The 12929-nt window shown below is 58.7% G+C and carries 10 protein-coding genes; 1 reads left to right on the top strand and 9 read right to left on the bottom strand.

Annotation, left to right across the window (positions count from 1 at the left end):
* Positions 1-46: 46 nt before the first annotated feature.
* Both NLU14_RS18530 and NLU14_RS18535 read right to left on the bottom strand, forming a co-directional pair.
* Positions 47-1231, bottom strand: coding sequence for an amino acid aminotransferase (locus NLU14_RS18530; RefSeq protein WP_275709349.1), 1185 nt, complete (start codon positions 1229-1231; stop codon positions 47-49).
* Positions 1224-4742 (bottom strand): indolepyruvate ferredoxin oxidoreductase family protein, encoded by a 3519-nt coding sequence (locus tag NLU14_RS18535; RefSeq protein ID WP_275709351.1) that lies wholly within the window; start codon positions 4740-4742, stop codon positions 1224-1226. The genes NLU14_RS18530 and NLU14_RS18535 overlap by 8 nt, the downstream gene beginning before the upstream one ends.
* Positions 4743-4899: 157 nt before the next feature.
* Here NLU14_RS18535 and NLU14_RS18540 point away from each other — a divergent pair, with 157 nt between their 5' ends.
* Positions 4900-5379 (top strand): Lrp/AsnC family transcriptional regulator, encoded by a 480-nt coding sequence (locus tag NLU14_RS18540; protein ID WP_275709353.1) that lies wholly within the window; start codon positions 4900-4902, stop codon positions 5377-5379.
* Between the two features lie 64 nt (positions 5380-5443).
* Here NLU14_RS18540 and paaZ read toward each other — a convergent pair whose 3' ends face one another.
* From paaZ to paaK, 7 genes are all read right to left on the bottom strand, one after another.
* Positions 5444-7489: a phenylacetic acid degradation bifunctional protein PaaZ gene (gene paaZ, locus NLU14_RS18545; protein ID WP_275709355.1), complete on the bottom strand. Its 2046-nt coding sequence runs from the start codon at positions 7487-7489 to the stop codon at positions 5444-5446.
* Positions 7490-7580: 91 nt separating this feature from the next.
* Positions 7581-8660, bottom strand: coding sequence for a 1,2-phenylacetyl-CoA epoxidase subunit PaaE (gene paaE / locus NLU14_RS18550; RefSeq protein WP_275709357.1), 1080 nt, complete (start codon positions 8658-8660; stop codon positions 7581-7583).
* Positions 8661-8673: 13 nt separating this feature from the next.
* Positions 8674-9243: a 1,2-phenylacetyl-CoA epoxidase subunit PaaD gene (paaD, locus tag NLU14_RS18555; RefSeq protein WP_275709359.1), complete on the bottom strand. Its 570-nt coding sequence runs from the start codon at positions 9241-9243 to the stop codon at positions 8674-8676.
* Complete coding sequence (gene paaC, locus NLU14_RS18560; protein ID WP_275709361.1) at positions 9227-9991, bottom strand: 1,2-phenylacetyl-CoA epoxidase subunit PaaC; 765 nt, start codon at positions 9989-9991, stop codon at positions 9227-9229. Before paaC ends, paaD begins: the two co-directional genes overlap by 17 nt.
* Before the next feature lie 12 nt (positions 9992-10003).
* Positions 10004-10285, bottom strand: a complete 282-nt coding sequence (gene paaB / locus NLU14_RS18565; protein ID WP_275709363.1) for a 1,2-phenylacetyl-CoA epoxidase subunit PaaB — start codon at positions 10283-10285, stop codon at positions 10004-10006.
* A gap of 17 nt (positions 10286-10302) precedes the next feature.
* Positions 10303-11295: a 1,2-phenylacetyl-CoA epoxidase subunit PaaA gene (gene paaA, locus NLU14_RS18570; protein ID WP_275709365.1), complete on the bottom strand. Its 993-nt coding sequence runs from the start codon at positions 11293-11295 to the stop codon at positions 10303-10305.
* A 326-nt stretch (positions 11296-11621) separates the two neighbouring features.
* Positions 11622-12929: a phenylacetate--CoA ligase PaaK gene (gene paaK, locus NLU14_RS18575; protein ID WP_275709367.1), complete on the bottom strand. Its 1308-nt coding sequence runs from the start codon at positions 12927-12929 to the stop codon at positions 11622-11624.

Raw genomic sequence — 12929 nt, forward strand, 5'->3', positions numbered from 1 at the left:
TGTCGGATTGACGTTTCTGGTCTGGTTGGTTGTCTGAGCTGGCTGCCTACTTGAGGACGTCGCGTATGGCGTCTGCTACCCGTGGCATGACCCGGTCGTTCAGCCCGGCAACATTCACACGGCTGCTCTCCAGCATGTAGATCCCGTGCTCCTCCCGTAACTGGCTCACCTGCTCAGGGCTGATTCCGAGGAACGAGAACATGCCCCGCTGACGGGCGATAAAACTGAAATCACCAACTGGCGCCAGTGCGTCTGCAAAGCCGTGGCGCAGGTGCAGGATGCGCTTGCACATTCCGCTCAGTTCCTCCTGCCATTGGGCTTGCAACCCGTCATCCCCCAGAATGGTCTCCACGATAGCGGCACCATGGGCCGGGGGCATGGAGTAGTGGGAGCGGATGATGCTCAGCAGCTGGCTGGTGGCCGCCGAGTTGACGGTTGCCGTGGCGGAGATCAGAGCCAGGGCCCCGGTGCGCTCACGGTACAGGCCAAAGTTCTTGGAGCATGACGCCGCAATCAGCATTTCCGGCACCGAATCGGCCAGGTGTCTCAAGCCGGCCGCATCGGCTTCCAGACCCTCACCAAGACCCTGGTAGGCCATGTCCACGAACGGTAACAGACCCTTCCGCTGAATCAGGCCGGTGACTTCCTGCCATTGCGACAGGCTCAGGTCGGCGCCTGACGGGTTATGGCAGCAGCCGTGGAGTAACACCACATCACCTGCTCTAGCCCCTTCGAGGGTGCCCAGCATGGCGGCGAAGTCTACCTCCAGCGTGTCTGGATTGAGGTACGGATATTCTCGGATGGCAAGGCCTGCTCCTCCCAGCAAGGGGAGGTGGTTGGCCCAGGTCGGAGTGCTCACCCACACCGTGGTGTCCGGTTGGCACAGGCGCAGAAACTCCGCCGCCATGCGCAGGGCGCCACAGCCGCCCGGCGTCTGAACCACCGATGTCCGGCCCTCCCGGATCAGCGGGCTGTTACTTCCCAGGATCAGCTCCGCCACTGCATTGTTGAATCCTGCAGCGCCTGCGGGTCCCACATAGCTCTTGGTGGTTTCGCCCTCAAGCAGACGCCGTTCGGCTTCATGTACAGCGGCCATGATCGGCGTATTGCCGGCGTCATCCTTGTAAACACCGATGCCCAGATCCACTTTGTCCGGCCGGGTATCTTCCCGGAATGTCTGCATCAATTGCAGGATCGGGTCCTGTGGCAGGGGCTTGAGGGCTTCAAACATGGTTCGCTTCCTTATCGGCCGGTTGGGTACGGATGAGGGTGGGGCGGCCAGTGTCCAGCGCCTTGATCAGTTGGGTCTGTTTTTCCCGGATGGCTTCTGCGGCCTGTTCGCGTACCGGCCCGTAGCCCCGAACGTCGGCTGGCAGTTCTGCCAGTTGCAGGAAGGTTTCGTAGTTGCTGGCGTCGAGCTCCCGGCCAATGCGGGCGACGAGGCTCTGATAGTCCTTCAGCATTGCGCGATCCAGCTTCCGGTCTGCCGAGTAACTGAACGGATCCACCACAGTTCCGCGCAGGCTGCGGAATTTCGCCAGCAGCTCGAAGGCCCGGAACATCCAGGGACCGAACCGGCGTTTTTTCGGCCGCCCCTGCGCATCGGTTTCGCCGTTGAGCAGCGGCGGGGCAAGGTGGAAATAGACCTTGAAGTCACCTTCAAAGGTTTCCTTCACTTCTTTCATAAAGTCGGTTTCCGCAAACAGCCGCGCCACTTCGTACTCGTCCTTGTAGGCCATGACGCGATACAGCTGCTGCGCCACGGCCCGGGTCAGGAGCAGGTTTGTCTGTCCCAGGGCTTCCTCGGCCTTCCGGACTTCGACAACACTGGCCCGGTACTGATCGGCCCAGCGCCGGTTCTGGTAGTTGACCAGATGGCCATGACGGGTCTCGATCAGCTCATCAAGGGTCGACTCGGACTGGACGTCGACAACCTTCGCGCCGCCGGTGTCCAGCAGGTCCGTTACCGCGCTCAGATCAACGGCGGCCACGCGGCCCCAGCCGAAGGCTTCCTTGTTGCGATCAATCGCCACACCGTTGAGTTCGATGGCCTTCATCAAGGCCGCTTCAGACAGGGGCAGCAGCCCTTTCTGCCAGGCAAAGCCGAGCATCATCACGTTTGAGAACACGGTATCGCCCATCAACTTCTCGGCGATGCCATTGGCGTCGAGCTGATTGAAGTGGTCCTGACCGACCGCATCGCGGAGCAGGCCCAGTCGCTTGTCGGCTTTCATGTCGGCATCGCGGAAGAGCACGTAATCGGCGGTAGGCAGTTCCGCTTCATTGGCTACAATCCGGGTGTGGTTCGGCCTCAGTACACTCAGGGCTTTCTGGGAGGACGCCACCACCAGATCACAGGCGATAACCGCATCGGCCTGGCCGTTGCTGATCCGAACCTGGTGCAGCTTGTCCGGAGACGGCGCCATGCGCACATAGCTCAGAACGGTGCCACCCTTCTGGGCGAAGCCCATGAAATCCAGTACCGAAGCGCCCCGGGATTCCAGGTGTGCAGCCATGGTGATCAACTGACCCACGGTGACCACGCCCGTGCCGCCAACGCCACTCACAAGCAGGTCGTAGGAACCGGTCATCTCCGGCAGTGCCGGAGCGGGTATCGTGGCCAGTTTGCCGGCCAGCATCGAGCCAGTGTCCATGCCCCGGGACTTGCGCAGCTGCCCGCCTTCAATGGTGACAAAGCTGGGGCAGAAACCGTTGACGCAGGAAAAGTCCTTGTTGCACGAAGACTGGTCGATCTTGCGCTTACGGCCCAGCTCGGTTTTGCGGGGCACAACGGAGAGGCAGTTGGACTGCACCGAGCAATCGCCACAACCCTCACAGACGTGATGATTGATAAACGCCCGCTTTGCCGGATCCGGGAACTGCTTGCGCTTGCGGCGCCGGCGCTTTTCAGCAGCGCAGGTCTGGTCGTAGATCAGCACGGTGCAGCCCGGAATGTCCCGCAATTCACGCTGAACTCCATCCAGCTCGGAGCGGTCGTGGAAGGTGACATCCTTCGGGAACTGATCTCTATGGCCATCGTACTTTTCGGGTTCATCGCTTAGCACCACGACACGGCGAACGCCCTCGGAGGCCACCTGCTGGGCAATCATGGGGACGGTGATCTGGCCATCCACCGGCTGGCCACCGGTCATGGCTACAGCGTCGTTGAACAGAATCTTGTAGGTAATGTTGATGCCTGCCGCTACGGCCTGGCGGATGGCCATGGAGCCGGAGTGGAAATAGGTGCCCTCGCCCAGGTTCTGGAACACATGGGGGTTACCGGTATAACGGCTCTTGCCGATCCAGTTGACCCCTTCACCCCCCATCTGAATCAGGGATTCCGTGTCCCGACCCATCCAGGACGCCATGAAGTGGCAACCAATACCCGCCAGAGCCTTGCTGCCCTCGGGAACTTTGGTGGACGTGTTGTGGGGGCAGCCGGAGCAGAAATAAGGCATCCGCTTTACACCACCCGGGTCCTGGGCGTTCGACATGGCGCTGATCTCCGCCATGCGTTCGCTGAAGTCCAGCGAGAAGAATCGGCCAAGCCGGGCAGCCAGGAAGCCGGCAACCAGTTTCGGGCTCAGCTCACCGACGTAGGGAATCAGCGGGCGGCCCAGTTCATCCTGTTTGCCGGTAATCAGCACCTCGCCGGGGCGATCCGGCTCGGACATGTACTCCTTGATCTGACTCTCGATGATGCCCCGTTTCTCTTCGATGACCAGGACTTCTTCCTTGCCATGAACGAAGTTGAGGATGCCGCGGCGCTCCAGAGGCCAGACCATACCGATTTTATAGATATCCAGCCCCATGTCCCGGGCCTTGTCTTCATCAATCCCCAGTAGGTCGAGGGCTTCGAGCAGATCCAGGTGGCCCTTGCCGGTGGTCACAATACCGAAGCGGGCCTGCTGGTTACTGTACAGGCAGCGGTCAATCGGGTTCGCCCTGGCAAACGCCTGCACGGCGGCCAGTTTGTGTTCGATACGGGTTTCCAACTGGGGCCCGGGCAGGTCCGGCCAGCGGTAGTGGAGACCGCCTTCGGGTGCCGTAAAATCATCGGGCGTTACAAACTCCGGTTCCGGTGGCAGCTCCACGGAAGCCGCGCTTTCAACCGTCTCGGAAATGGCCTTGAAACCCACCCAGCAGCCACTGTAACGGGACAAAGCGTAGCCCCAGAGCCCGAATTCCAGGTACTCGGCGATGTTGGCCGGGTTGATGGTGGGCATGAAGAAACTCATGAACGCCACATCGGACTGGTGGGGCATGGAGGAGGACACACAGCCATGGTCATCACCGGCAACCACCAGAACACCGCCGTGGGGAGATGAGCCGTAGGTGGTGCCGTGCTTCAGTGCATCGCCTGCGCGGTCCACGCCGGGACCTTTGCCGTACCAGAGGCCGAACACACCATCCACCTGCCGATCCTCGTCCGTTTCCACTTGCTGGGTGCCAAGCATGATGGTGGCGGCCAAGTCTTCATTAATGGCCGGAACGAAGTCGATGCGGTTGTCATCGAGCAGGGGTTGGGCCTGCCAGAGCGCTTGGTCGTACGCGCCCAGGGGGGAGCCCCGGTAACCACTGACCAGGCCCGCCGTGTTCAGCCCCTGTTTACGATCCAGGGCGGCCTGCATCAGAGGTATGCGGACCAGAGCCTGTGTGCCGGTCAGGAAAACCCGACCAGATTCCCGCAGATAGCGGTCTTCCAGTTTGTAGTTGTCGAGCTGGGGGGTATCGGCGGACATGGCGTCCTCCTTTTTGTCCATTTTATAACCAAAATTCTAGAGGGAAGTCCGCAAAAGGTGCTTGCTTATTAGGTGAGGGTTTTTGGAATTTGCGAAAGGAAGTTTGATAAAAGACAATATTGCGAAAGAACCTTTGATAAAAACCAGGTGTTACAAAATGAAACAGGTTAATCTAGACAAGCTGGACCGACGGATCTTGTCCATGCTTCAACAGGACGGGCGCATCAGTAACCAGTTACTGGCGGAACAGGTGGGGTTATCGCCAGCGGCCTGTTGGCGGCGGGTACGGGCTCTGGAGGAGAGCGGGGTCATTCAGGGATACAGCGCACGATTGGATCCGGAGCGCATCGGTCAAGGCTTGTGCGTGCTGGTTAACCTGTCATTGCAACGACACAATATCGACAGCACCGCAGAGATTGAACAGCAGGTCAGCAGCTACCCTGAGGTACTCCAGTGTTTTGCGGTTACCGGGAATGCCGATTTCGTACTGAGGGTTATCGTGCCGGATATGGCCAGCTATGACCGCTTTCTGAACGAAAAAATCTTCACTTTGCAGGGCATTGCACAAGTGAATTCAAACTTTGCATTGCGGGAGATCAAGAATACCGAGACCATCCCGGTGGATGGTCTGGTATGAGGCCTCAACGGGGCGCACCATAGCGTATCCCCCGCAGGGCGGGGGCAAGTGCGGTAGCCCGGTGTTACTCGGGCTTTTTGGCAACCAGTGTCAGGATGTCGTAGCTTGCAACCATTTCGTCGTTCTGGTTGTGAACCTGAACATCCCAGACCACCACACCTTGCGGGTGCCCGTCCGGAGAGGTACGACCCTGATCGATCTTGCGCTTGCATGTCAGTCGCGCCCGGATGGTGTCTCCCGGGGCCACCGGCTCGATAAAGCGCAGGGTATCCAGACCGTAGTTCGCCAGAACCGGACCTTCGCCCGGATAAACGAACAGACCAGCCGCGGCGGAAAGCACAAAGTAGCCATGGGCAATGCGCTTGCCGAACTGGGAGTCCCGCGCCGCAATTTCATCAAAGTGCATGTAGAAGTGATCGCCGGACAGGCAGCCGAAGTTGACGATGTCCGCCTCGGTGACCGTGCGCCGGTGCGTCAGCAGGGATTCGTTGATCTGCAGGTCTTCAAAGTGGCGACGGAACGGATGCACCTCTGTTTCAATCAGATCGGCACCACGCACATACTCGCGGGTGACCGCAGCCAGCATTGATGGAGAGCCCTGGATCGCGGTTCTCTGCAGGTAGTGATGAACCGCTCGGATGCCGCCGAGCTCTTCGCCACCACCCGCGCGGCCCGGGCCGCCGTGCTTGAGCATGGGCAAGGGGGAACCGTGGCCCGTCGATTCCTTCGCGGCTTCTGCATCCAGCAGGTGCAGGCGGCCGTGGAAGGCCGCCAGCAGGGGAGCAATCTTGCCAGCAGTGACGGGATCGCGGGTGGTCAGGGTGGTGACCAGCGAGCCCCGGCCTTGTGCACACAGAGCCACTGCGTCTTCGACGGTGTCGTACGGGATCACTGTCGCCACGGGGCCAAAGGCCTCGATATCGTGCGCGCCACAGCCATTCTCGGGGTTCCGGCACAGCAGCAGGTGCGGCTCGATGAATGCACCTTTCTCGGTGCCTTCGCCGGTCGGCTTGAAGTCGCCGTTACCACCGGTGACCAGTTCGCTGGTTTTCAGCAGTTCCTGAATGTTGGTTTTGACATCCTCAAGCTGGTCAACGGAAGCCAGAGCGCCCATGCGAACGCCTTCAACAGAAGGATCACCGACAGTAACTTTCGACAACCGCTCCTTGAGCTTGTCGCAGACAGCGTCCACCTGGCTTTTCGGCACCAGGACACGGCGGATGGCGGTACATTTCTGACCGGCTTTTGCTGTCATCTCGCGGCCCACTTCCTTCACGAAGATATCGAATTCTTCGTGCTCGGGGGTCACGTCCGGCGCCAGAATGGCACTGTTCAGTGAGTCGGCCTCGGCGTTGAACGGAATCGAACGGTTGATGATGTTCGGGTGATTCCTGAGTTTGCGAGCGGTGGCTGCCGAGCCGGTGAAGGTAACCACGTCCTGCTCTTCAAGGTGGTCGAAAAGGTCGCCGGTGCTGCCGATGATCAGCTGCAGGCTGCCTTCGGGCAGGGCACCGGATTCCTGCATCAGACGAACAGCCAACTCGGTAACGTAGCAGGTGGAGGTGGCCGGCTTCACAATGGACGGCATACCTGCCAGGAAAGTGGGTGCGAACTTCTCCAGCATACCCCACACCGGGAAGTTATAGGCGTCAATGTGGACAGCCACGCCGCCCCTAGGCACCAGGATATGGGTACCGGCGAAGTGGTTGTTCTTGCCGAGAGGCGTTACCGGTCCTTCGTGCACCACATTGCCGGAAGGCAGTTCGCGACGGCCCATGCTGGCGTAGGAGAACAGGGTGCCGAACCCGCCATCAATATCGATGCCGTTGTCGCCTTTGCTGGACCCGGTATGCATCGACAGGGCGTAAAGTTCTTTCTTGTGTTCCTGGAGGTACATGGCCATGGCCTTCAGGGCCAAGGCACGCTCCTGGAAATCCATGGCCATCAGGTTTTTACCACCGACCTTGCGGCCATACTCTACGGCTTTCTTGAAATCGAGTGTGTCGTCGTGAGTGTGTGCCACGATTTGGCCGTTAACGGCGCTGGGCAGAGCCTTGGCGGCCTTGTCGCCGACCCACTGGCCGGCAATGAAACTTTTCAGGACTGACATGGGAAACTCCATTCGTTTCTGAAATGCCAAGGCAAGTCCCGGTTACGCGGAACTTGCCTTGCTGGTGTCTTGCTTGTTGGCTGGCCGGGAACTACATCTCGTCGTAGTCCAGAACCACCTTGTCGCTGATCGGATAGCACTGGCAGGAGAGCACATAGCCGGCGTCCACCTCGTAATCTTCCAGAGCAAAGTTCTGGTCCATTTCCACTTCGCCTTCCACAACTTTCGCGCGGCAAGTGGAGCAGACGCCGGCTTTGCAGGAGAAAGGCAAATCCGCACCTTCTTCGTTGCCGGCCTCCAGGATGCTCTTGGTGTCACGAACCAGCGGAAAAGTCAGGGTGCGGCCATCGGCGATAACAGTGATTTCGCTAACCGACTTCGGATCTACCTGAGACGGGGCTCTGTCCTTGCGGGCCTGGGGCGCACCACCGGCTGGCGTGAAGAGCTCAAAATGGACCCTGCTTTTCTCCATGCCATGGCGAAGCAGGGAGTCCCGCACGTCCTCTGTCATTAGCTGGGGGCCACAGATGAAGGCCGCGGTGAGCTCCCTGGCGTTGATCCAGTGATCAAACAGGGCGTCGCACTTGTCGTGGTCAATTCGCCCGTTGTAAAGGTCAATGTCCTGCTCTTCACGGGTAAAGATGTAAACCAGGTTCAGGCGGGCCATGTATTCGTTCTTCAGGTCCTGGAGCTCATCCCTGAACATGGTGCTGCTGGTGGCCTTGTTGCCATAGAACAGCGTTACCTCGCTCTTGGGTTCGGTTTCCAGGGTAGTCTTGACGATCGACAGTATCGGGGTGATGCCACTGCCCGCTGCAACCGCCAGGTAATTGCCTTTCCGCTCGGGATCCAGGTCAATGGAGAAATGACCCTGGGGCGGCATAACTTCCAGCGTTTCGCCGGGTTTCAGCTGCTCGTTGGCAAAGGTAGAGAAACGGCCGCCGGGCACCTGCTTCACAGCGATGCGCAGCTCCTGGTCGTTGACACTGCGGCAGATCGAATAGGAGCGGCGCACTTCCTCGCCGTCCAGTTTGGTTCTGACAATCAGGTGCTGGCCCTGCTTGTAGCTGAACTTGTCCGCCAGGTCTTCTGGCAGATCAAAAGCAAGTGATACGGCGTTTCTTGTTTCAGGTCTGACCTCTTTGAGGGTCAGTGAGTAGAATTTGTTCATGATCGTATCGGCTCTAGATGCATTTGAAATAGTCGAAGGGCTCGAGGCATTCCTTGCAACGATAAAGGGCTTTGCAGGCGGTGGATCCGAATTCGCTGATCCGCTCAGTGTCTTTGCTGCCGCAGTGCGGGCAGGCAATGACTTCAGGTTCCCCGAGCAGGCTCATTTTGCTGGAGCTACCCTCGGGCGGGGCGATTCCGAATGCCCGAAGCTTCTCTTTGCCTTCGTCTGTGATCCAGTCGGTGGTCCAGGCAGGGGTCAGCACCTGATTGATTCTGGGATCCCGGAAGCCCGCAGCTCGCAGGGCTTCGGTAATCAGCTCTTCAATCAACTCGGTAGCAGGGCAGCCGGAGTAGGTCGGGGTTACATCAATGGACAGCTCGTTCCCATCCCACCTTACAGTGCGGACAATTCCGAGCTCCACGACGCTTACCGCCGGCACTTCAGGATCTTTTATCTCTTCGAGAAGTGCCCAGATGTCATCCTCTGTCAGCAGATCGGGGCGGGCGTTTGCCGGCACCCGATCACTGGCAATCAGGATATCGACGGCTGACCGGCTGTCTGAATCACCAGGTTGTGGCATCGGGATAGGCCCTCTGCAGGAACTGCATTTCCGCCAGAATGAAACCGAGGTGTTCGGTGTGCTCGCCATGCTTGCCGCCCATGTACATCCAGGCGTCTTCGGCGCCCGGTGTCAGGGTGGCCTTGGTAAGCACTTCCTTGACCATACCGCGCCAGTCTTGCGCAAGCTGGTCGGGGTCCGGGCCAATGCCCGCCTCGGCCATGACACGATCCGTGTCGTCCGGGGTGATCAGTTCGCCGGTAAAGCGCCAGAGGATATCCACGGCGTCCTGCATGCGGCGATGGCTCTCCTCGGTGCCATCGCCCAGACGCTTGACCCACTCTGAAGATCGACGCAGATGATAAGTGGCTTCTTTCAGGGCCTTGGCAGCAATACCGGCAATGTGCTCATCGCTGGATTCGGTCAGGCTCTTGAGTGTGAAGTAATGCCACACGTCAAAGAAGAACTGCCGACCCATAGTGACCGCGTAATCCTCATTGGGCTGCTCGGTGAGCAGCAGGTTGCGGTAATGATGGGCATCGCGGCGGAACGCCAGCTTGTCGGCATCGCGGCCATCATCAATCAGCTCGGCTGCGTACTCGTACCAGTTACGGGCCTGGCCGACGAGGTCAAGGGCAACGTTCATCAGTGCCATTTCTTCCTCAAGGGCCGGGGCCTTGCCGCACAACTCGCACAGGCGCTGGCCCAGGATCATGTCGGAATCTGCCAGGCGCAGCAGGTATTCCTGTAATGCTTCTGCTTGTGTCATTGGAACAGCTCCTTACATGTGTCCGACTTCATCGGGCAGCTCGTAAAAGGAAGCGTGCCGGTAAATCTTGTCTTCCGACGGGTCGAAAAGAACTTCTTTTTCGTCGGAAGCGGAGGCCGTGATGGTGTCGGAGGGCACAACCCAGATGCTCACGCCTTCGCTACGGCGTGTGTACAGGTCGCGGGCATTTTCCATGGCCATCTCGGCATCAGAGGCGTGCACGCTGCCCACGTGTTTGTGATTCAGGCCGTGCTTGGACCGTACAAAAACTTCGTAAAGGCGCCATTCAGACATGTTGTATTCCTCCGGTATCAAGCGGCTTGGGTGCGCTGTTTTTGTTTTCTGGCGTAGGCGACGGCCGCTTCGCGAACCCATCCGCCCTCGTCAATTGCTTTCTTGCGAGTGTTGATGCGCTCGCGGTTGCAAGGGCCGTTGCCCTTGAGAACGTCGTAGAATTCCTGCCAGTTGATTTCACCGAAATCGTAGTGGCCGGTTTTTTCGTTCCGTTTCAGGTCCGGGTCCGGCGCCGTGCATCCCAGGAATTCGAGCTGCGGAACCGTCTGGTCAATGAACATCTGGCGGAGTTCGTCGTTGGTTTTGCGCTTGATCTTCCATGCCATGGACTGCTGTGAGTTAGGCGATTCGTCATCATGGGGGCCGAACATCATCAGGGCTGGCCACCACAGACGGTTGATCGCGTCCTGCACCATGGCTTTCTGCTCGTCAGTGCCTTCGCGCATCATGTCCAGAAGAATCTGGTAACCCTGGCGCTGGTGGAAGCTCTCTTCCTTGCAAATGCGGACCATCGCGCGGGAGTAAGGACCATAGGAGGTACGCTGGAGCACAACCTGGTTCACGATCGCAGCGCCATCCACCAGCCAGCCCACTGCACCCATATCGGCCCAGTTAAGAGTCGGATAGTTGAAGATACTGGAATACTTGGCCTTACCCTGATGCAGCTTCTCAATCTCTTCATCGCGGTCAGCGCCGAGAGTTTCCATGGCGCTGTAGAGGTACAGGCCATGACCCGCCTCGTCCTGGATCTTGGCCATCAGTTGAAGCTTGCGTTTCAGGGTGGGAGCCCGGGTAACCCAGTTGCCTTCCGGCAGCATGCCGACCACTTCGGAGTGGGCGTGCTGGGAGATCTGGCGAACCAGGGTCTTGCGGTAGCCCTCAGGCATCCAGTTCTTGGGTTCGATTTTGGTTTCGGCGTCGACCTTTTCCTGAAACTCGCGCTCTTCAGGCGACATCTCTTCCAGGGTCTTCAGGCGCTTGGCGCCGGTTTCAACGAGCTGGGCGTACATAGAATACCTCCGGATCGGGCTTGTTGTTCTGTAGCTCCGTGAACACTGGCACCCTCAAGTAGCACCAGAGGGCGAATAACACCATATTATATGATACTGAATAAATATCAAGTGCAGTCTTTGTGTGTCATGTCATGCCATAATAATTGGTCAACATAACTTATATATATGATTTTAATAATAAAAGTTATGATACGTGAAAAAATGCTATTGAGATTTGTGGCCGAAAAGTAAAGCTAAATCGATGATGGTGGGGAGGGCGGCTGTCAAGGGGGAGCGGTGGCAATGACTGCGGGCCGCCCCCCCCCCCTGCAAGTCGTCCAGACTTATTTATTGCGGCGATCAAACACGCGCTTGGCCTTGCCTTCCGAGCGAGCCAGGCGGTTAGTTTCCATCACCTCAACACGGGTGCTGATACCGATGTAGGACTTGATATGGTGAGCCAGTTCCTTGGCGGACCTGGCACGAACCTCTTCGCTGGAAATGCCGGGTTTGAGTTCGGCGCGAATATCCACGCAGTCCAGGTTGCCTTCCTTATAAACCTCAATTTCGTAGTGGGGTGCCAGTGCCTCACATTTCAGCACCTGTTCTTCGATCTGGCTCGGGAACACGTTTACGCCACGGATAATCAGCATGTCGTCACTGCGGCCTGTAATTTTGTCGATCCGACGCATGGGCCTGGCGGTACCCGGCAGCAGGCGGGTGAGATCCCGGGTGCGGTAGCGCAGGATTGGCAGGGCCACCTTGGTCAGGGAGGTGAAGACCAGTTCACCGTATTCCCCATCTGGCAACACTTCGCCGGTCTCCGGGTTGATGATTTCCGGATAGAAATGGTCTTCCCAGATGGTGGGGCCGTCCTTGGTTTCGACACATTCCATTCCGACCCCGGGGCCCATCACCTCGGACAGGCCATAGATATCCAGGGCCTGGATACCGAGCCGCTCTTCAATCTCGGCCCGCATGGCGTTGGTCCACGGCTCTGCCCCAAAAATGCCCAGGCGCAGCGGCAGCTTGTGTGGATCAATGCCTTGGCGATCCATCTCGTCAGCGATGTTCAGCATGTAGGACGGTGTCACCATGATGATGTCGGGCTCGAAGTCCTTGATCAGTTGGACCTGTTTCTCGGTCTGGCCGCCGGACATGGGGATGACCGTACAGCCAAGGCGTTCAGCCCCGTAATGTGCGCCGAGGCCTCCAGTGAACAGGCCGTAGCCATAGGCAACATGCACCTTGTCTCCACGGGAACCGCCACCGGCCCGGATGGAGCGGGCGACAACGTCAGCCCAGGTGTTGATGTCACTCTGGGTATAGCCGACCACAGTGGGCTTTCCGGTGGTTCCGCTGGAAGCGTGCACCCGCACCACATCTGACATGGGTGTGGCGAACATGCCAAACGGGTAGTTGTCACGCAGGTCGGCCTTGGTGGTGAACGGCACCTTCGTAAGGTCATCCAGGGAGTTGATGTCCATCGGTTTTAGCCCGATATCGTCAAACGCCTTACGGTAGAACGGCACGTTGGTGTACGCGTGAATCAGGCTCCAGCGCAGGCGCTGAAGCTGTTCGTGGCGGAGTTCGTCAATACTGGCGGTCTCCATCCGGTCGAGTTTGCCAATCTTCTGAAGTGGTAGGCTCAT

The organism is Marinobacter iranensis, from assembly GCF_029207565.1.
Taxonomy (GTDB): domain Bacteria; phylum Pseudomonadota; class Gammaproteobacteria; order Pseudomonadales; family Oleiphilaceae; genus Marinobacter; species Marinobacter iranensis.